The sequence below is a fragment of the Terribacillus aidingensis genome (assembly GCF_040703035.1).
Lineage (GTDB): Bacteria > Bacillota > Bacilli > Bacillales > Amphibacillaceae > Terribacillus.
Genome location: NZ_CP159996.1, coordinates 1,811,268 through 1,829,758 on the forward strand (window position 1 = coordinate 1,811,268; position 18,491 = coordinate 1,829,758).

At 45.2% G+C, this 18,491-nt stretch carries 23 protein-coding genes; 1 reads left to right on the forward strand and 22 read right to left on the reverse strand.

Translation table 11 applies throughout. From position 1 onward, the window contains the following. Positions 1–123: 123 nt before the first annotated feature. The 19 genes from ABXS78_RS09590 to ABXS78_RS09680 all read right to left on the reverse strand — a co-directional run bounded on the left by ABXS78_RS09590 (position 124) and on the right by ABXS78_RS09680 (position 14,537). Positions 124–1,599: a spore germination protein gene (locus ABXS78_RS09590; RefSeq protein WP_366247081.1), complete on the reverse strand. Its 1,476-nt coding sequence runs from the start codon at positions 1,597–1,599 to the stop codon at positions 124–126. Further along, positions 1,589–2,155, reverse strand: coding sequence for a stage V sporulation protein AE (locus ABXS78_RS09595; protein ID WP_366247082.1), 567 nt, complete (start codon positions 2,153–2,155; stop codon positions 1,589–1,591). Before ABXS78_RS09595 ends, ABXS78_RS09590 begins: the two co-directional genes overlap by 11 nt. Positions 2,156–2,162: 7 nt before the next feature. Beyond that, complete coding sequence (gene spoVAE / locus ABXS78_RS09600; RefSeq protein ID WP_095222619.1) at positions 2,163–2,513, reverse strand: stage V sporulation protein AE; 351 nt, start codon at positions 2,511–2,513, stop codon at positions 2,163–2,165. Between the two features lie 2 nt (positions 2,514–2,515). After that, positions 2,516–3,526 carry a stage V sporulation protein AD gene (spoVAD, locus tag ABXS78_RS09605; RefSeq protein WP_366247083.1) on the reverse strand — a complete coding sequence of 337 codons (1,011 nt, stop codon included), beginning with the start codon at positions 3,524–3,526 and terminating at the stop codon, positions 2,516–2,518. A 5-nt stretch (positions 3,527–3,531) separates the two neighbouring features. Next, positions 3,532–3,993: a stage V sporulation protein AC gene (gene spoVAC / locus ABXS78_RS09610; RefSeq protein ID WP_366247084.1), complete on the reverse strand. Its 462-nt coding sequence runs from the start codon at positions 3,991–3,993 to the stop codon at positions 3,532–3,534. 16 nt (positions 3,994–4,009) lie between these two features. Continuing rightward, positions 4,010–4,426, reverse strand: coding sequence for a stage V sporulation protein AB (locus ABXS78_RS09615; RefSeq protein ID WP_095222616.1), 417 nt, complete (start codon positions 4,424–4,426; stop codon positions 4,010–4,012). Then, complete coding sequence (locus tag ABXS78_RS09620) at positions 4,407–5,030, reverse strand: stage V sporulation protein AA (RefSeq protein ID WP_095222615.1); 624 nt, start codon at positions 5,028–5,030, stop codon at positions 4,407–4,409. The genes ABXS78_RS09615 and ABXS78_RS09620 overlap by 20 nt, the downstream gene beginning before the upstream one ends. Positions 5,031–5,143: 113 nt before the next feature. Next, positions 5,144–5,899: an RNA polymerase sporulation sigma factor SigF gene (gene sigF / locus ABXS78_RS09625; protein ID WP_366247085.1), complete on the reverse strand. Its 756-nt coding sequence runs from the start codon at positions 5,897–5,899 to the stop codon at positions 5,144–5,146. A gap of 9 nt (positions 5,900–5,908) precedes the next feature. Continuing rightward, positions 5,909–6,352, reverse strand: a complete 444-nt coding sequence (spoIIAB, locus tag ABXS78_RS09630; RefSeq protein WP_095227002.1) for an anti-sigma F factor — start codon at positions 6,350–6,352, stop codon at positions 5,909–5,911. Next, the gene (spoIIAA, locus tag ABXS78_RS09635; RefSeq protein ID WP_093728299.1) at positions 6,349–6,705 is read right to left on the reverse strand and encodes an anti-sigma F factor antagonist; all 357 of its coding nucleotides are present in this window, start codon (positions 6,703–6,705) and stop codon (positions 6,349–6,351) included. Before spoIIAA ends, spoIIAB begins: the two co-directional genes overlap by 4 nt. Before the next feature lie 99 nt (positions 6,706–6,804). Then, positions 6,805–7,965 (reverse strand): D-alanyl-D-alanine carboxypeptidase family protein, encoded by a 1,161-nt coding sequence (locus ABXS78_RS09640; RefSeq protein WP_366247086.1) that lies wholly within the window; start codon positions 7,963–7,965, stop codon positions 6,805–6,807. 107 nt (positions 7,966–8,072) lie between these two features. Continuing rightward, positions 8,073–9,374: a pyrimidine-nucleoside phosphorylase gene (locus tag ABXS78_RS09645; protein WP_366247087.1), complete on the reverse strand. Its 1,302-nt coding sequence runs from the start codon at positions 9,372–9,374 to the stop codon at positions 8,073–8,075. Between the two features lie 15 nt (positions 9,375–9,389). Then, positions 9,390–10,214, reverse strand: a complete 825-nt coding sequence (locus tag ABXS78_RS09650) for a purine-nucleoside phosphorylase (protein ID WP_366247088.1) — start codon at positions 10,212–10,214, stop codon at positions 9,390–9,392. A 2-nt stretch (positions 10,215–10,216) separates the two neighbouring features. Further along, a complete protein-coding gene (gene deoB / locus ABXS78_RS09655) occupies positions 10,217–11,401 on the reverse strand; it encodes a phosphopentomutase (protein ID WP_366247089.1) in 1,185 nt (394 codons plus the stop codon). Positions 11,402–11,425: 24 nt separating this feature from the next. Next, the gene (gene xerD / locus ABXS78_RS09660; RefSeq protein WP_095222607.1) at positions 11,426–12,310 is read right to left on the reverse strand and encodes a site-specific tyrosine recombinase XerD; all 885 of its coding nucleotides are present in this window, start codon (positions 12,308–12,310) and stop codon (positions 11,426–11,428) included. A gap of 5 nt (positions 12,311–12,315) precedes the next feature. Beyond that, positions 12,316–12,525, reverse strand: a complete 210-nt coding sequence (locus tag ABXS78_RS09665) for a DUF4227 family protein (RefSeq protein ID WP_095222606.1) — start codon at positions 12,523–12,525, stop codon at positions 12,316–12,318. A 161-nt stretch (positions 12,526–12,686) separates the two neighbouring features. After that, positions 12,687–13,178, reverse strand: coding sequence for a Fur family transcriptional regulator (locus tag ABXS78_RS09670; RefSeq protein ID WP_095222605.1), 492 nt, complete (start codon positions 13,176–13,178; stop codon positions 12,687–12,689). A gap of 108 nt (positions 13,179–13,286) precedes the next feature. After that, on the reverse strand, positions 13,287–13,922 hold the full coding sequence (gene spoIIM / locus ABXS78_RS09675; protein WP_366247090.1) for a stage II sporulation protein M: 636 nt from the start codon (positions 13,920–13,922) through the stop codon (positions 13,287–13,289). 66 nt (positions 13,923–13,988) lie between these two features. Beyond that, a complete protein-coding gene (locus tag ABXS78_RS09680; protein ID WP_366247091.1) occupies positions 13,989–14,537 on the reverse strand; it encodes an NUDIX hydrolase in 549 nt (182 codons plus the stop codon). Positions 14,538–14,662: 125 nt separating this feature from the next. On the opposite strand from ABXS78_RS09680, the gene ABXS78_RS09685 reads away from it, so the two are divergent. Further along, a complete protein-coding gene (locus ABXS78_RS09685) occupies positions 14,663–15,583 on the forward strand; it encodes an aldo/keto reductase (protein WP_366249912.1) in 921 nt (306 codons plus the stop codon). A gap of 14 nt (positions 15,584–15,597) precedes the next feature. On the opposite strand, the gene ABXS78_RS09690 is transcribed toward ABXS78_RS09685, so the two are convergent. From ABXS78_RS09690 to ABXS78_RS09700, 3 genes are read right to left on the reverse strand one after another with little or no spacing between them, the layout of a single operon-like run. Next, positions 15,598–15,966: an iron-sulfur cluster biosynthesis family protein gene (locus ABXS78_RS09690; protein WP_366247092.1), complete on the reverse strand. Its 369-nt coding sequence runs from the start codon at positions 15,964–15,966 to the stop codon at positions 15,598–15,600. 13 nt (positions 15,967–15,979) lie between these two features. Beyond that, positions 15,980–16,768, reverse strand: coding sequence for an SDR family oxidoreductase (locus ABXS78_RS09695; protein WP_366247093.1), 789 nt, complete (start codon positions 16,766–16,768; stop codon positions 15,980–15,982). 39 nt (positions 16,769–16,807) lie between these two features. Next, complete coding sequence (locus tag ABXS78_RS09700) at positions 16,808–18,427, reverse strand: M20/M25/M40 family metallo-hydrolase (RefSeq protein WP_366247094.1); 1,620 nt, start codon at positions 18,425–18,427, stop codon at positions 16,808–16,810. Positions 18,428–18,491 lie beyond the last annotated feature (64 nt).

Here is an 18,491-nt window from a genome sequence, read left to right on the forward strand (position 1 = left end):
TAAAAACGAAAGCCCATCTTTCCGCATAGGAAGAAGATGAGCTTTCGCATCACACGCTACACTACCCGTACTGTCGTAAAAAATAGATAGAGTAAACGTACCATATTCTCATTTTTCTAGCAACTAAGAATTCGGCGCCCTAGTTTTATCAGGAGAATTGGTAATGGTTGGACGATATTTTGTAAGCGGAACCGGTGTACGGTATGCAATTTCTAACAGTGCTTTCAAATTGAAAGGAATGAACGGCCACATATATGGCGTATTAAGTGATTTGGTGCTTACAAGAATCAATATAGCCAATGTGATACTGATGACGAACCCTGGAACCCCGAATATAGCAGTTGCAACCAGGAAAAAGATTCTCGTTATTTTGTTTGATACGCTGAGCTCAAAGCTAGGCGTTACAAAGGAACCGACAGCAGAAACCGCTACATAAAGGATTACTTCGGGTGTGAACAACCCTACATTGATGGCTATCTCCCCGATCAGGATAGCTGCGATTAGACCCATTGCCGTAGAAAGCGGGGTCGGAGTATGGATCGCAGCAAGTCTGAGGAATTCAATACCAAGATCCGCTAGCAGTATTTGCAGGAATAATGGTATATGTCCATCATCTTTATTGGGACCGATAAAATCAATGCTTTGCGGCAGCAATTCCGGATGAACCGTGATCAGATACCAAAACGGCAGGAGGAATAGTGAAACAAAGATACCTATCAGTCGGACCCAGCGTATGAAGGTTCCTGGTGCTGGTGATTCCCTGTATTCCTCAGCATGCTGCAAATGGGAAAAATAAGTTGCAGGTGTGATGATGACACTTGGTGACGTATCAACAATGATAAGCACGTGTCCCTCAAAAAGATGGACGGCGCCAATATCTGGTCTCTCAGTATATCTGACAAGCGGAAACGGTCTATTTCCTTGCTTTACGAGATACTCTTCCACTGATTTATCCGACATTGGAAGTCCATCGATTTCGATTTCCTTCAATTCTTTTTTTATCAGCTTCACTAAATTAGGGTCAGCAACGTCCTCGATATAAGCGATACAAATATCTGTCTTCGATCTTTCTCCTACTTGCATCATTTCCAGCCGAAGCCGTTCGTCACGAATCCTTCTGCGTGTTAAAGCAGTGTTGATAATGATATTTTCCGTATACCCGTCACGAGGACCACGAATGACTTTCTCCGTGTCGGGCTCTTCGGGCTGTCTTCCTGGATAGGATCTTGTATCGACAACAAAAGCAAAGTCACAGCCGTCGATGAATACAACGATCAAACCTGATAAGAACTGATCGACACAATCATCAATGCTTTCAGTCCGCTTCACTTGCATGTGTACCAGTCGGTTTTCGATGATTTCAGGGATTTTGTTCGTGTTTTTTTCGTCATCATTGATACTCATCAATTTAGAAAGTACACGCTGCACAACTTCAGCATCTGCAAGACCGGTAGTATAGTAAATCTCTACTTTTTTCTTGAGAATGATCAAGGTACGATGACCGACGTCGAAGGAGACACCTACACCTACACGTTCCTTCATAAACTCATTTACGTCATCGACCTTAGACGGAATGGGCATTTTTTGTTCATCTGCCATTTCTGCTTCCCTCCCTTTCTAGAATGAGGCGGATCGCTTGTTCTGTTATTGGGGAGCCAATCTCGATTGCGTCTTTCCCATGCATTTTCCCGATATCTCCGATCGCGACTACTAAAGGGAGATCAAGCTGGTCAAGCAGATATACCGTATCGCCATTAATACGTCCGATTTCCTCTGTAATGACGCCTTCCTTATCGACGCCGAATGGCTGTAAATCCCCATCCTGGTCGATGGAAAAGCTGACGCGGCTCCACTCCCGGTTCTGCGTATGAGATGCAACCGCCAAGGCACCAATCACATCAATTTCCGCATCATCTATAATCGATTGAAGCAGCAATTCACCACTGCCTACACCCGGTACACCTCCATCATCAAGCAGGACATAAACCGGTTCGACTTCAGCAGCATGGATGGCATCGATTATGGCTTTCGCATCCACTGTCATCGGATTATCAGCCAAGTAAGATAAAGACGTTCCGCCTATTTTACCAGCTAGGTAATCGATTGTGCGTTTTGCATAAGCGTCTCCGTCTGTAATCAGTATTACTCTCTTCATAAAGGGCTCATCCCCTTGGTTTAAAGAATACAGACACTAGAAACCCGAAAAGAATCGCAGCAGCAATACCCGCGGATGTCAGCTGAAACATGCCTAGTGCAATGCCCCAAAAACCATGTTTGTCAGCTTGTTCCATTGCACCATGAAGTAAAGAGTGGCCGAAACTGGTGATAGGGACCGAAGCACCGGCACCTGCGAATGAAATCAGATTATCATACAGATCAAACCCATCCAGCACACAGCCTAGTACGACGAAGGTACTCATCACATGTCCAGCATCCAATTTAGCAACATCCAAAAGCAGCTGACCCACAACACAAATTAATCCGCCGACTACAAATGCCCAAAAAAAGTCCATGCTTATCCCTCCTCCCTTACGAGAACGACACTATGTGCAATTGCTGGTATGGATTCCTTCTGCCGCAGCAATGTCGGGTTCATTAATGCACCCGTTGCAGTCACCAGTATCCGTTTATAAGTTCCCTTCCGCATCTCATCCAGAAGATGGCTATACGTTACAATAGCAGAACAAGCCGTACCGCTTCCGCCAGCGAGCATTCCTTGATCGCTGTTATAAAGCAAATTGCCGCAATCTTTATGTACGGCATCAATGTTTATTCCATCACTGCGGAGCATATCTTTCAAAATAGGCGAACCGACACTCGACAAGTCACCAGTCACGATCAAATCATAATCCGCAGGTGTAGTGCCAAAATCACTAAAATGTCGTTTGATTGTGTCATATGCTGCCGGAACCATTGCGCTTCCAAGGTCGAATGCATTTGTTGCACCAAAATCGACTACCTTGCCAATAGTTGCCCCTTCAATTCGGATTTCGCTCTTTTCACGGCTTATCAGCGCACAACCAGCTCCAGTTGCTGTACTCGTTGATGTAGCAGGTTTCTGATTGCCATATTCAGTCGGGAAACGGAATTGCCGCTCCGCTGTTGCATTATGGCTGCAGACAGCTGTCAAAATGCGGTCTGCTACGCCTGCATCGACCAATTGGGACGCTACCGCCAGCGTTTCCATACTAGTGGAACAGGCTCCGAACATACCGAGGTAGCTCATATCCAAATCACGTGCTGTATAGTTAGCACTCACATTTTGGTTTAAAAGATCACCAGCGATGAACATATCAATATGCTGCTGCTTCAAACCAGCTTTCTCCAGCGTTATTTGTATAGCATCCTGCAGAAGCTTTCTTTCTGCCATTTCCCAGTTATCTTCTCCGCAGTAAAGATTATCGTAGGATTTATCAAAGGAGCTTCCTAAAGGACCTCTCGCTTCCTTCGGTCCTACACTTGTTCCTGTTTCCTGAATATAAACCCGCTGGTTCAGCGTCCAGGACTGCTTGCCTGTTTTCACCATTTTCCTTATCCCCCGATCAGCTGGCTGAATACATACCGGATGATTCCGACGATATAAGCCGACGTAACCCCGAATACAATAACACTGCCAGCAAGTTTGAACATATTGGAACCTACTCCAAGCACATACCCTTCCGATTTATATTCCAAGGCAGCACTGGTCACGGCATTGGCGAATCCGGTTACCGGAACCGCTGATCCTGCGCCGGCGAATTGTGCGATTCGGTCATAGACCCCGATCCCTGTCAATATCGCAGATATAAGTATCAGTGTTGTGACAGTGGGCGTTCCGGCCTCCTGCTGGGACATATCAAAAACTTGCATGTAAAATTTAGTCAGCAGTTCTCCAATAAGACAGATAAAACCGCCGACAAAGAAAGCTTTCAAACAATTTCTCACATAGGGGACTTTCGGATAATACGTTTTCGCTGTATTGCTGTAATTTTCTTTCTTGAACTTGGAATCCATGATGTCACCTCTTTGATTAATAGGAAAGTAAAAGCCATTGGAACAAGGATCCGGTGATTTTCCCCAGGACGATTGCCATGAAGAACCAGATAAGACTGCCATCCAGACCAATTCGTCTAGTCAGTATTGGAAATACATTCAATACTTCTGTCAGAGCCGCAGCAAGCATTCCGACGAATATTCCATGCAAAAGACCCCACAGCGTGATCAGCAGAATCGGCGCATGAAAATGGAAATAGTGGAAAGAAAGAATCGTTCCGGCAAAAGCACCGGCAGTTACACCTGCTTCATAAGAAATCAGGAAATGATGGGTTTTACTTAGCTGCACCAACCTTGGAATAATACCTAGTACAGTCAAAAATGCGACAAATCCTGCTCCAGTTGCTAGCCCGGCACTGAGTCCGATCACCAATTCAACTATGGCGATCCACATGCTGCTGTTCCAATTCGTTTTCGTGATAAGCTACATAAACATCCATATCACGCTGATATTTGTGCATCTCCACCTCAAGCGGGCTAGGCTCTTCATTCAAACGTTTTTTGAATACATGGTTGAAAAAGAGAATCATCCCAACTCCGATGCCAATGCTGTACGGAATTTGCAGCCATAGCGGATGCACAAGCCTTTCCCCTGTCAATAAGAAATGGATTTGCTGCTGCACCGGCTCCATCGCAACATCAAAATGGAAATTCATGATCGTCATTGCCGATCCTATGAACAAAAGCAGCCAGATAAGAATGACGAGCGGCCATACAATGCGTTTTGTTGTATGCTGGACATGGACAATGGTCTGTTCAGCACCGATCAGCTGCAGTTCATGCTCAGGGAATAGCTTCATCAGCTGCTGGAAGACCGAGAAGCAATCGAGGACAACAATATTGCTGTCTTTCTTCGTAATCCGGTGGATCACCGTGTCAAGCATGCGCTCCTTATAGTCTCCAGCATTTGCGATATGTGCGATATCTTTGAGCTTGATCACAGATTCTGGATCAGTAGTGATTTTCCGGATGAACCGGATATATACAATAGCTGGCATAATGCACCTCTCCTCCTATGAAGAAGGGTTTCTGTACTTAGTATGGGAAAAGCGAAGGAAAACATGCTGGTAATTACAGGCAATAAAAAAAGCTTCTGCACGAGGTGCAAAAGCTACTTCTCCAGCTGCTCTTTGATGGCAGCCAATATTTTCTTTTCAAGCCGGGAAACCTGGACTTGGGAAATTCCAAGCCGTTCGGATACTTCCGATTGCGTCTGATCTTTGTAAAATCGCAAATATACGATAAGACGCTCTCTTTCACCAAGTGATTGTATCGCTTCTTGCAAGGCAAGCTTATCGAACCAGTTATCATCTTGTTCGGCAATCTGATCCAATAAGGTGATTGGATCTCCATCATTTTCGAAAACAGTCTCATGAATTGAATGAGGCAGCTTTGCAGCCTCTTCCGCATGGATGATATCCTCCGGCTCCAACTCCAGTTCCTTGGCAATTTCCTGGATGGTCGGTACTCGATTGAGTGTTTTTGTCATTTCTTCTTTTTTCTTTCTTACTTTATTAGCTGTTTCTTTCAGCGAACGGCTAACCTTCAGACTGCCATCGTCTCGAATGAAGCGCTGAATCTCACCGATAATCATCGGAACCGCATATGTCGAAAATCGAACGTCATATGACAAATCAAATTTATCAATCGATTTGATTAATCCGATACAGCCGATCTGGAACAAATCATCCGGATCATAGCCGCGATTTATAAAACGCTGGACGACAGACCAGACGAGCCGAACATTTCTTTCAACAAGGATGTCCCTTGCTTCTTTATCACCATTCTGACTTAACTGGATGTATGTTTTTACTTGCTTATCGGTCAATTGCTCTTTTGCCTTCTGCTGTTTTAAATATACATCCATCTGCCCCACCTACTGACTCATGGCTTTGCTTCGATTGAACTGCTTATTCATCGTTACTGTTGTGCCTTCACCTTCAGTAGAATGCACATACACATGATCCATGAAATTTTCCATGATGGTAAAACCCATACCGGAGCGTTCCAGATCTGGCTTTGATGTGTAAAGGGGTTCCATTGCTTCATCGACATCCGGAATACCGACGCCTTCATCCTGGATAATCAATTCCACTTCATCATCAGATAATGTACAAATTATTGTAATCATCTGATCTGGATCTGAATTATAGCCATGGATGATGGAATTAGTTACAGCTTCAGATACGACTGTTTTGATTTCGGTAAGCTCGTCCATTGTCGGGTCCAGCTGAGATACGAAGGATGCAACTGTTACACGGGCAAAAGCTTCGTTCCTGCTTTGACTTGAAAAAGAGAACCGCATCATATTCGTGTTCATGATAATACCACCCCGAAAGTTTCCAGCGCATAGCGCTCATTTTCTTCAAATCGGATAATCTTGAATAGCCCGGATAGCTGAAACAGTCTGTCTACAGCCGGTGTCAGACTGCAGACGACCATTTCCCTTCCTTCTGCTTTCAATTCTTTATATCTGCCGAGAATAACACCTAGACCCGAGCTATCCATAAATGAAAGAGATTCCAAATTCAGGACCATATGCTTGATTCCAGGCTGCTGCAGGGCAAGCTGCCAGCTTTCCTTTAATTCGCTCGCAGTGTGATGATCGAGCTCCCCGTTTAGACGTGCCAGCAAGATGGATTCCTTCAATTCATAATCAACTGTCAACCCCATAGCTTTTCTCCTCCCTTGTCTGCATATAGATTTCTGCAGAAAAAGGCGAATACCTTTCGAGTGACAAAATTAGAAGAAACTCGTAGGTCTTAGTCAGAATCAGCGGAATTTCACCACATCATCAAAGCTGCGTTTGATCAGCAGCCAATAGCTCGCCTTTGGTACGTCTTCTTTCATGATAAGAGGCGTTGAAGAAATACGTTTTCCATCAGCCTTTACTTCCAGCACACCTACTTGTTCCCCTGCTTTCAGAGGAAGGGAGAGCTCTGGTTTATATACGATTTTCGTCGACAATTCTCCAAGATTTTCTCCTTTTTTGACAAGCAGCGATACAGGTGCAGCTGTTACAACTGGAACGTCCTTATCGCGAGCCTTCAGCATATCAAGCTTGGCCACAGTCTGATCCTGTTTGTAAAGCTGCTTTACTGTGTATTGGTTAAAGCCATAATCGAGCAGCTGAGACACTTCATTATTACGCTGTTTTGGAGTCTCGGCACCCATTACGACCGCGATCACCCTCATCCCATCCTTCTTTGCAGTTGCGGTTAGACAATATCTTGCTTCTCTCGTGAAGCCGGTTTTCAAGCCGTCGACTCCAGGATAGAATTTCACGAGCTTGTTCGTATTGACGAGCCAGAATGGATCGTCAGAATCCTTGCGCAGATAATCTTCATAAATACTTGTGAATTCAGTGATTTCTTCATGTCCAAGCAATGCTCTGGCCATCAATGCCATATCCTTAGCTGTCGAATAGTGATCTTCTGCAGGAAGACCGGTAGCATTTTGGAACTTCGTATGAGTCAGTCCGAGTTCTCTTGCCTTCTCGTTCATTTTTTGGACGAATCCATCCTCGGTACCTGCAATCTTCTCCGCCAATGCCACACTTGCATCGTTACCTGATGCAACAGCTACACCTTTTAAGAGATCCTTCACTGTCATTTCTTCTCCAGGTTCAAGGAAAATTTGTGAGCCGCCCATGCTCGCTGCGTACTCACTCGCTCTGACTTTTTCATCATATCGAAGCTTGCCAGCTTCGATTTCTTCCATAATCAAAAGCATCGTCATGATCTTCGTCATACTGGCAGGAGGGAGTTGTTCCTCCATATTCTCACCAGCCAGGACACGACCGGTATCTCGTTCAATCAAGATTGATGATTTAGCTGTCTTCTCCTCTTGTTTTGCAGCGAAAGTCTGTGGCGGCAACGCCATAAGACTGATAACGAACGCGATCAGCAAACTTACTAGACTCATTTTTTTCATTTAAGGTTCCTCCGTTTACGGTAATACAGTTAGAATCTCCCAAATGAAATGATTTATTAATAATTTGTACACAAAAAAAGCAGCCCTTCAAAAGGACTGCTTTAACATTAGGAAATGACGTCGTAAATCAGTTCCATTTTTTCTGGCTGCGCTGCATTGATTGTATATGAAGCCAAGACTTTACTTACAGAATCAGCAGCTTGTGCATCACGTGCATGCAGGATTGCTATCGTTTCGCCTTGCTCAACAGCATCTCCTTGCTTTTTCTTCAGGGTGATACCAACTGCGTGATCGATGTCATCGTCTTTTGTTGCACGGCCAGCCCCTAGGTACATCGCTGCGGTTCCGATTCCTTCAGCATCGATACTGTGAACGAAGCCAGCAGCAGGTGCTTTGACCTCAATATGATGATCCGCCTGAGGGAGAAGCTCCGGATTATCGACAAGCGCTGTATCGCCGCCCTGAGCCCCAATGAACGTACGGAAAGCTGCTAGTGCAGTTCCGTTATCCAAGCAGGCTTCCAGATGCGTACGTGCTTCCTCGTAGCTTGAGAACTTATTAGCCAAAAGCGCCATATGAGCTGCCAATTCAACGGAAATTTCACGTAGATCTGTTATCTTCTCGCCGCTTAATACTTGGATTGCTTCTTTTACTTCGTTGCTGTTTCCGACCTCAAAACCGAGCGGCTGGTTCATATCCGTAATGACTGCTACAGTCTGTCGACCGAGGTTCTTCCCGATTTTAACCATTGTTTCCGCCAATTTTTTGGAGTCATCCAATGATTTCATGAAAGCACCAGATCCTGTTTTCACGTCCAGGACGATCGCTTCCGCACCAGATGCCAGCTTTTTGCTCATGATGGAACTAGCGATTAGCGGAATCGCGTTAACCGTGCCTGTAACATCACGCAGCGCATATAGCTTTTTATCAGCGGGTGCCAAGTTGCCCGTCTGACCCGCAACCGCAAGTTTGTTTTCATTCACCAATCCCATGAATTGCTCGCGGCTCAAATCAATTGAGAAGCCTTCGAAGGATTCAAGTTTATCTAATGTCCCGCCAGTGTGACCCAAACCGCGGCCTGACATTTTCGCAACTGGAATTCCGATGCTAGCGACTAGCGGCCCAGTAATCAAGGTGATTTTGTCTCCTACACCGCCTGTGCTATGTTTATCGACCTTTTTACCTTCGATGCTGCTAAGGTCAAATGTTTCACCGGAATTGGCCATCTCTTCTGTCAGCCAAGCTGTTTCTTCTTCTGTCATGCCATTAAAATAGACAGTCATCAAGAAGGCAGAGGCCTGATAGTCAGGAATGTCTCCTTTTGTATAACCATGGACGAAAAAGGCTACCTCTTCTTTGGAGAGCGTGCCGCCGTCTCTTTTCTTTGTAATTAAATCAACCATTCTCATATCCGTTCACCTGCTTTATTTTATTGGAAGCTGCTTGACAATTTCTTTTACGAAACGAAGAAAATCTTCCCTTACTTGACTCGTTGTCTCCATTACTTCATCATGTGTAAGCGGTTGATCTAAGATACCAGCTGCCATATTGGAGATACAGGAGATACCCAAGACTTCCATTTTTGCATGACTTGCAACAATAACTTCCGGAACCGTAGACATACCCACAGCGTCCCCGCCCCAAACACGGAGCATCCGCACTTCGGCACCTGTTTCATAAGAAGGACCTGTGTTGCCGACATAAACGCCTTCCTTCACTCCAAGACCGATTTTAGCAGCTACTTCACGCGCATAGCCAAGTAGCTCTTTGCTGTAGACAGAAGACATATCCGGGAAACGGGCTCCAAGCTCTTCGTCGTTTGGTCCAATAAGCGGATTTGTTCCCATATTGTTGATATGATCCGTGATCAGCATCAAATCGCCCGGCTCGAAGCTTTCGTTGATTCCGCCGGCTGCATTGGTGACAATCAATGCTTGTACACCAAGAGCCTTCATCACACGGACAGGTAAAGTTACTAGCTCCATCGGATACCCTTCATAGAAGTGGAAGCGGCCTTGCATAGCAATTACATCCTGCCCTTCCAGCTTGCCAATGACAAGCTGTCCTTTATGTCCGCTGACCGTCGATACTGGGAACCCTGGAATATCACCATAAGGTACGACCGTCGTTTCTGTGATTTCATCAGCCAGTACTCCAAGCCCTGATCCAAGAATGAGACCTATCTTAGGTGTGGCAGTCAATTTCTCTTTAATATAATCTGCTGCCTGTTTGATTGCTTCTGCCTGCATGTTCATTTCCCCTTTTTCAATGCTTGTAAAAAGCTTGTTCCGTGCTCTGGCATTTCGATACCGAAATTATCTGCTATCGTTGCAGCGATATCTGCAAATGTATTGCGCAGTTCCAATTCCTCACCTTGATCCGCTCCAGTGTGGTAAGCAATCAATGGCACATATTCCCGTGTGTGGTCTGTCCCAGGGGCAACAGGGTCATTACCATGATCAGCTGTAATAATAAGCAAATCGTCTTCTTTCAGTTTATCAAGTACTTCCGGAAGCCGTTTATCATAATCCTCAAGCGCCTGTGCGTAGCCCTCCGGGTCGCGGCGATGACCGTATTTTGCATCGAAATCGACCAGGTTCAGGAAGCTGATGCCTGTAAAGTCTTCATCCATACTTTCGACAATCTTCGTCATACCATCATCATTGTCCTTTGTACGGACGGACTTTGTCACGCCTTCGCCATCGTAAATATCGGAAATCTTTCCTAATGCAATGACATCGAATTTCGCATCCTGCAAACTATTCATCGTCGTTCTGCCAAAAGGCTTCAAAGCATAATCATGGCGGTTCGAAGTACGTTCAAAAGCGCCTGGTTTACCGATGAATGGACGAGCGATGATACGTCCTACCATATAGGGATCATCCAATGTCATTTCACGAGCGATCTCACAGATTTTGTACAGCTCATCTAGCGGGATGATATCTTCATGGGCAGCGATTTGCAAAACGGAATCAGCAGACGTATATACAATCATATCGCCCGTTTCCATATGCTGTTCACCGAGCTCATCCAATATCTCCGTACCGGAAGCTGGTTTATTTCCGATGATACCGCGACCAGTCCGCTGCTTCAGTTCATCAAGCAGCGCATCTGGAAAACCATCCGGGAACGTGCGGAAAGGCTGATCTATACGAAGGCCCATGATTTCCCAGTGTCCAGTCATTGTATCCTTGCCATTTGATGCTTCCTGCATTTTTGTATAGAAAGCTTTTGGCTGTTTGGCAGCTTGTATACCTTCTACTTCTCGAATGTTGCCAAGACCAAGTGCTGCCATATTCGGCATTTGCAATCCGCCGCGGTGAGAAGCGATGTGGCCGAGCGTATCCGCTCCTTTATCACCGAAAGCTTCCGCATCCGGTGCTTCCCCGATGCCGACAGAATCCATTACTATAAGAAATACGCGTTTAAAATCCAAGTTAAATGCCTCCTAGTTTATTGCTCAAGCCCGAGGATGATGTGTTTTGTAAATATCCTTCAGTCTTGTTTTTGTCACATGCGTGTAAATCTGTGTCGTACTGATATCTGCGTGACCGAGCATTTCTTGAACAGCACGCAAATCAGCCCCATTCTCCAACAGATGCGTCGCAAATGAATGGCGCAGTGTGTGAGGGGTGATTTCTTTCTGTATCCCAGCTTCCCGGGCTATCTGTTTCAATACTTTCCAAAATCCTTGTCGCGATAATGGGTTTCCATGATGATTCACAAACAAGATGTCGCTTGCTTTGGACTTCAGCAGCATTTTACGGGACCGGTTTAAATAGTCTTCCAGTCTCGCCTTGGCCATATCCCCAAGCGGGACGATCCGTTCCTTTGATCCTTTCCCGAAACAGCGGACAAAGCCCATTTCCAGATGAAGATCATCCAGTTCCAATGCCAATAGCTCTGAAACCCGCAGACCTGTTGCGTAAAGTGTTTCCAGCATCGCACGATTCCGGATCGTCAATATATCTGTTCCTGGACATGTGAGCAGCTTGTCTACTTCATCGGAAGAAAGTATCTTCGGCAGCTTCCGTTCTTTCTTCGGTGTATCGATATGTATGCTCGGATCTTCCTTCAGTCCGTATTCGCGCAGCATAAATTGATGGAAGAGTCGAATGCTGGATAATGTACGTGCTATCGTCGCAGCTGATTTCCCCTCATCATGCAGCCAGCGCAAATAAGCAGTCAGCTTGGCACGAGTCACTTGTGCCCACTCTTTCACTTCATTTTCCTGGAGATATCTTGCATATGTACGCAGATCTCGGGCGTAGGATTGCAGTGTATTCTCCGAAAGACCCCGTTCGATCTGCAGATAATGGATAAAATCATCCAGCGCTTCTTGCATGTATCCTACTCTCCTAACCGGAAAAATAACGTCATCCTATCCACTAGACTTTCCTGCTCCATTGCTGCTACTTTCACTGCATTACCCTCTGGAGGGTCATAACGGTGATAGCTCTCGTATTCACTATGGATGAATCGCAATCCAAAATAGAAGAATGCGGAGCAGGCTACAAATACGAGCAGAAGCTTACAAGTGTCGAAGACGAACCGCTTCATGTACATTTCCCCTTTCTTGAGACTTGTCTTTGTAACAGACTATGCCAAAGAAAGCGGAATTTATACGTACAGGATAACGTTACCTCATTCCCGTTGTTTTGTAAATTGGTTAGTGAAACGAAAGAAAGCCTTTTCCATATACTTGGAAAGGCTTCATCTGCTTATGATGTTCGATTCACTTGCACAGCGGCTGCTTCGAGCTCTTCTTCCTTCTCACTAGCCTGACAGACGCGGCAGATACCGTGGAATGTAAGCCGGTGATCTTTTACTTTGAATCCCCAATCACTCTGGACAATCTTCTCTACGTCCTCCAGCAAGTCTTCATCAATCTCCTCAACGGATCCGCATTCCATACAGACAAGGTGGTGATGGAAGTGCGTTGCCCCTTCTTTGCGAAGGTCATAGCGGGAAACGCCGTCCCCGAAGTTTATTTTATCAACAATTTTCAATTCTGATAATAATTCCAGTGTACGGTATACAGTAGCCAAACCGATTTCCGGTGCCTTTTCCTTTACGAGGAGGTAGACGTCTTCAGCGCTTAAATGGTCCTCTTCTCGCTCCAGCAGCACACGTACCGTCGCTTCCCGCTGCGGTGTCAGCTTGTAGCTCTGCGCATGTAATTGCTTCTTTATGCGTTCAATGCGGTGTTCCAAGTGAATTCCTCCCTCGTAATCCCACACTTATTATATACTGATTGCGAAAAAGGTGTCAAATTGTAATTATTATAAACAGCTAATTATAATCATTCTTATTAGTTTCACTCACAGCAAATCATTTACAAGCATTGACAGAAGCGGGTTTGCAAGGAAAGTTTCAATGATGGATGCTGCAGCAGACCCTGCAATAAGCATCAGGAAAATGGTACTGTATTGGAAAAAATAGCGTCTTAATGATAATGGTGACCGTTTGGCAATGAGCTTACGCAAAAGTGTAACAGAAAATAGCATCGCGCTAGTGCCAGCTATGAGATAAAGCGGAATGACTACTAAATTCTGCGGAGCAACAGCTGCTGCTGCAAGCATCAGGCCTTTCCACCCCAGCTGATTGACAAGGAATCCTACACTGAATCCCATCATCAGTCCTTTGCTGAACAGCAGCATCCAGATGATCGGTATCCCGATGATGGAAAGCCCAAGTACATACAGGAACAGCAGAAACTTGAGATGAGCGAGAAAACTCGACTGGAGGATCTCCTGCTTGCTGATCACCTGTCCTTGCTGAAGCTGTGCGAAGAATCGTTCCAAATAGTAAAACAAATCTTCCTTTTGCGTAAAGTTCATGCTGTTGACAACAATCGCACCGAATATGATTCCAATCAGGAATAGTACAAGCATGAACAAGTAGCTTGTTGCATGCTGTTTTACATGATGAAAGAGAATAAACTCCCGCTGTTTCATCTTATCTGCCTCCGTATTCTAGTCTAGTTACTAGAATCTATGACGGAAGCTTGTCTGATAGAACTGTTAGTTACTAGCGCGTTTCAAGCGGAGATGCAGCAAAGCATACATAGTTTTCGCATCATGAATCCGCTCCTCTTTTACAAGTTCCTCCGCTTCTTCCAGCGTCAGTTCCATCAGCTCGACAAATTCGTCCTCATCACCAGCTACCTTTTCAGTAAGGAGCTCGAGATTATCAGCTTCGTATACATGAAGCAATTCATCGGCAAAGCCGGGAGATGTATAGAAGGAGCCAAGTTTTTTCAATTTTTGAGTTGTATAGCCTGTCTCTTCTTCAAGCTCTCTTACTGCCGTCACTTCCGGTTCTTCACCAGGCTCCAGCTTGCCTGCCGGAATTTCAATTATCGATTTTTCCAGCGCTTTTCGGTATTGCTCGACAAATATGATTTTTCCTTCTTTTGTTATCGGAATGATAGCTACAGCGCCAGGATGCTTAACCAATTCCCGTTTGGAAGTATTCCCGTCCGGCAAGGAAACTGTATCCACTCTCAAGGAAATCACCTTTCCTTCATAGATGGAGGATGTATCGATTGTCTTTTCTTCGAATTTCTTCATTATGTACACTCCTTTATATCGCTTCTTCCATCTTACCATAGCTTGACCAGGACACATAAGTTGTCTGCTGAACTGCTTACGCTTACACTAAATACGTAGGAAAAAAAGGAAGGTGGGACTATATGATGCAGAAAAGACGAGTAGGCACTTCTGATCTTCAAGTTTCTGAAATCTCATTCGGGACGATGAGCATCGGTACAGACGAACAGCAAGGAATACGGCTGCTTCACGAAGCGCATGATTTAGGTATCAATTATTTCGACACAGCAGATTTATATGATCAAGGCAAAAATGAAGAGATTGTCGGTAAAGCTTTCAAAGGCAGACGAGACAAAGTGGTTCTTGCCAGCAAAGTCGGAAACCGGCTTGATCCCGGAGGCGAGTCGTGGCATTGGGATGCGAGCAAGGAATATATTATTTCGCAGATCAAAGAAAGCCTTCGCAGGTTACAAACGGATTATTTAGACCTCTATCAGCTTCATGGCGGAACGATGGAGGATGATATTGACGAGACAATTGATGCATTCGAAACGCTGAAAAAAGAAGGACTCATCCGCTATTACGGTATTTCTTCCATTCGACCGAATGTCATCCGTGAATATGTCAAACGGTCGAATATCATCAGCGTCATGATGCAGTACAGCTTGCTGGACAGAAGGCCAGAGGAACAAGTACTTGATTTACTGGCAGATAATGAAATCAGTGTATTTGCGCGCGGCAGTGTTGCTAAAGGCATGCTGAGTGACAAAGCCAGTGAAAAGGTAAAACAAAAAGGAGCAGATGGCTATTTGACTCACACATACGACGAGCTGCTGGCTGCCAGCGAAAAACTGCGTGTGCTGGCTGAGCAGGAGGATACTTCCGTCACCTCTCTAGTTGTGCGTTATGTTCTTCAGCATCCTGCTTTGGCTAGTGCCGTTATGGGAGCAAGTTCATTGGATCAGGTAAAGCAGAATGCCGCACTCTCCACTGTTCCATTATCTCATGAAACTTACGATTTGCTTCAGCAAGTCACCCGATCAATTCAGTATACGAGCCACCGATAAAGAAAAGCCGGAAGTCAGCAGGAATCTCCCCTGCTAGCTTCCGGTTCTTCATCTAGAAAATCAGTATGTGTCAGATGTGCCTGCGGAATCAATGCATTCAAAAATCCTTCTTTACTGGATAGACGGAACACATTATTACTGAAATCCAGCTTCACTTCCTCGGCGAAATATACCTCCTGCTGCTTATCCACCAATGCCGGTATTGTCTCGCTCTCCACCTCGATGTCCCTAGAGCGCGGTTTTTCAGCAAGTCGGACTGTCGGAATGCCATTCGATTTACATCCTACTCCTACCGTATCAAAGTATAAAACCAGGTATCGATGTGCCTCTTCCCGCAATGCTTGTACTTTTTCCCAGGCTGTGTCTGTGATCGTTAATTTCATGTTATGCTCCTCCTTATTTCTTGTTGAATTGACCGCCGAGCAATTTCTCTGCCACTCCCGGCACCAGCTGATACACCTTACTTCCGATGCCCATCCAGCCAGGCAGATTGATTTCACGCTTGTTCTTCCCGATACTTGAGATGACTTTACGAGCTACTTTATCAGGCTGCAGCATATAACGGGCGCTCGCCTGGCGATATCTTCCGCTCGGATCAGCTGTATCAAAAAAGTTTGTATCCATCGGTCCTAGATTAACAGTCGTCACATGGATCCCATATGGCTTCAGCTCCTGGCGCAGTCCATTACTGAAGCCGATGATGCTGTGTTTACTTGCACCGTATACTGCAGCTTTTGGCGTGACTACTTTACCAGCCATCGAACCGATCATGATTACATGTCCTGCTCCCTGCTTCAGCATACCTGGCAGTATGGCTGCTGAAGCCTCCATAGCTGCCAGGGAATTGACTCGCATCGTCGTTTCTATCTGTATTGGATCTGTATCTTTAAAGAGACGGAAATACCCCACTCCCGCATTATTGATCAATACATCAATATGCTGATTCTCCCTTACAATCTGCTGCAAGGCAGTACGCCATTCTTCAGGGTCATTCAGATCCGCCCTGTAAATCGTACTATTTATCTGGAATCGCTCTTTCAGCTCAATAGCTAACTGCTTTAGCTTTTCCTCGGATCTTGCAACAAGCAGCAATTGATAGCCGGCAGCCGCAGCTTCAACGGCCAGTTCCCTTCCAAGGCCGCTTGAGGCTCCTGTTATCAACAGGCTTTTCTTACTTGCTCCCATATGCAGTACCTCTTTCTGTTTACCCTTCTTACAGGATGATTATGTACGGAAAGCAAACCGGATGGCACTTTCCATCAAGTCAGGCAGCTTGCCAAAACTATAGGTTACTTCAAGCCGCTCTGTCCACTGATGTGCATCCTTACCGTATGGTCCTAAATGAAGCACTGGCATTTGCAGCCCTTCCATCAAGTCAGCTGGCAAAGTGAAGCCTTTCTGCTGCAGCGGCATGTTAGATATTAAATCCTGAATCGCCGTACGCGATGTAGGCTTGCCAATGAAACTTGAATCTGAAAGACCCGGGAAAAACTGTACTTCTTTCAAATCAGCCGAAAAGGTCGCTTTTGCCTCTGATTGGATATTAGAAATCAATTGCCTTACATATGGATCTTTTTTAGAGGAAACCGCAGGATAAAATGGCGGGCTGTAAAAAAGAACGATGACAGGTGCCAGATCATGACACATGCTAACCAGCTCTTTCACAAGCTTAGTCGAAAAATCCCGGTCACCTTCCTTACGCGTCGTTACGAGCCTGTTTTGTCTTCTTTCCACTTCCGCCTTCCCGAACCGTTTGACCGCATGCGCATAAAGTTCTTCATAAAACATAGTCTTAATTTGGAATGCTATTGGCTGAAAAGCACTCGATTTAACCGCAGAAAGATTTGCTTTCTGTTGATAATGTGTCTCTATTTTCCTAGCAGCTCGCTCCATTGCTTGCTTTAATTTCATATTGATCTCTTGAATGGATTGTTCTAAAAACAGTACGTTGTACATCGTGACTGCAGATACAGGCGTCTGCACAGAATATGCTTCTTTCAAATCGCGCAGCATCAAGCTAACTGGCGGCGGAGTCACTTCTCCGTCCACTTCTTCTATGAAGGATTCCTGAAGCTCCAATTCCTGTGACAAATAACTGATCATAAGATTAGCATTCAAACCACCAAACGGTTCACCAACATGCGTTTCCTTACCATAGCAAAAGAAACCTGGTAGCACTTTTCCTATGGATCCGCTATACATATAATTACCTGTATCACCTGGGTATTTGCTGAACACAGGTTCTCCGTTCATGCATAATTTGTATACCAGCTCCTCCGTTATCTGCAGCTGCTGCAAAATTTCAAGGGCGCGCAGCATTCCGGCAGAATTCACTTCTTCGTCGGGCACAGTCAACAATAGGATATTTCCGTCGAACGCAGCATCCATCGCGCGTTCCAGCATAGAAAGATGGATTGCCAGACCAGCTTTCATATCCATCGTTCCTCTGCCAAAAAGCCATTCTCCCTGCTGCATTTCCTTTTTTATATAAGAAGGCAGTTCCACTTCATCATTCAAATAAGCCGCAGTCAGGTCATGCACCTTTGTGGCAAGATGCTGGTAGGTGCCAAAGTCCTCTGTTCCGACGACATCAAAGTGACTGAGCAAGATAATAGTATCTTTTTTGTCAGATTTCTTAACTAATGCTGTGAGGAGCTGACGGCCGTCCTTCAGCGGATGAAGCTGCAAATGAGCTGGGTTCTGCTGGAAATAAAGCTTTTGTTCCAGAAGGGCATGAACATGCTCAGGAAAACGGATTTCTTCTGGAGAACCTGTAATACTCTCAATTTCAACAAGCTCTGCCAGTAGTGCTATTAATTCGTCCTTCGATTGCCACTGTTTCATGCATGCACGTCCTTTCAAATTGACTTTTGCCAGTTTTTCTCGCACAATTCAACTATACGTCCAA

Coding starts and splice junctions, on each gene's coding strand:
- spoIIM (WP_366247090.1), bottom strand. CDS start 13,922: ATGAAACAGCGGGAGTTTATTCTCTTTCATCATGTAAAACAGCATGCA.
- spoVAD (WP_366247083.1), bottom strand. CDS start 3,526: ATGGTGAAAACAGGCAAGCAGTCCTGGACGCTGAACCAGCGGGTTTAT.
- xerD (WP_095222607.1), bottom strand. CDS start 12,310: ATGCAAGAAGCGCTGGATGATTTTATCCATTATCTGCAGATCGAACGG.
- ABXS78_RS09595 (WP_366247082.1), bottom strand. CDS start 2,155: ATGAAGAGAGTAATACTGATTACAGACGGAGACGCTTATGCAAAACGC.
- spoVAE (WP_095222619.1), bottom strand. CDS start 2,513: ATGGACTTTTTTTGGGCATTTGTAGTCGGCGGATTAATTTGTGTTGTG.
- sigF (WP_366247085.1), bottom strand. CDS start 5,899: ATGGATGTATATTTAAAACAGCAGAAGGCAAAAGAGCAATTGACCGAT.
- ABXS78_RS09685 (WP_366249912.1), top strand. CDS start 14,663: ATGCAGAAAAGACGAGTAGGCACTTCTGATCTTCAAGTTTCTGAAATC.
- spoVAC (WP_366247084.1), bottom strand. CDS start 3,993: ATGGATTCCAAGTTCAAGAAAGAAAATTACAGCAATACAGCGAAAACG.
- ABXS78_RS09590 (WP_366247081.1), bottom strand. CDS start 1,599: ATGGCAGATGAACAAAAAATGCCCATTCCGTCTAAGGTCGATGACGTA.
- ABXS78_RS09680 (WP_366247091.1), bottom strand. CDS start 14,537: ATGAAGAAATTCGAAGAAAAGACAATCGATACATCCTCCATCTATGAA.
- spoIIAA (WP_093728299.1), bottom strand. CDS start 6,705: ATGGGGTTGACAGTTGATTATGAATTGAAGGAATCCATCTTGCTGGCA.
- ABXS78_RS09650 (WP_366247088.1), bottom strand. CDS start 10,214: ATGCAGGCAGAAGCAATCAAACAGGCAGCAGATTATATTAAAGAGAAA.
- ABXS78_RS09690 (WP_366247092.1), bottom strand. CDS start 15,966: ATGAAATTAACGATCACAGACACAGCCTGGGAAAAAGTACAAGCATTG.
- ABXS78_RS09665 (WP_095222606.1), bottom strand. CDS start 12,525: ATGAAGCGGTTCGTCTTCGACACTTGTAAGCTTCTGCTCGTATTTGTA.
- ABXS78_RS09640 (WP_366247086.1), bottom strand. CDS start 7,965: ATGAAAAAAATGAGTCTAGTAAGTTTGCTGATCGCGTTCGTTATCAGT.
- ABXS78_RS09615 (WP_095222616.1), bottom strand. CDS start 4,426: ATGTGGATCGCCATAGTTGAATTGGTGATCGGACTCAGTGCCGGGCTA.
- ABXS78_RS09620 (WP_095222615.1), bottom strand. CDS start 5,030: ATGCCAGCTATTGTATATATCCGGTTCATCCGGAAAATCACTACTGAT.
- ABXS78_RS09695 (WP_366247093.1), bottom strand. CDS start 16,768: ATGGGAGCAAGTAAGAAAAGCCTGTTGATAACAGGAGCCTCAAGCGGC.
- spoIIAB (WP_095227002.1), bottom strand. CDS start 6,352: ATGAACACGAATATGATGCGGTTCTCTTTTTCAAGTCAAAGCAGGAAC.
- ABXS78_RS09700 (WP_366247094.1), bottom strand. CDS start 18,427: ATGAAACAGTGGCAATCGAAGGACGAATTAATAGCACTACTGGCAGAG.
- ABXS78_RS09645 (WP_366247087.1), bottom strand. CDS start 9,374: ATGAGAATGGTTGATTTAATTACAAAGAAAAGAGACGGCGGCACGCTC.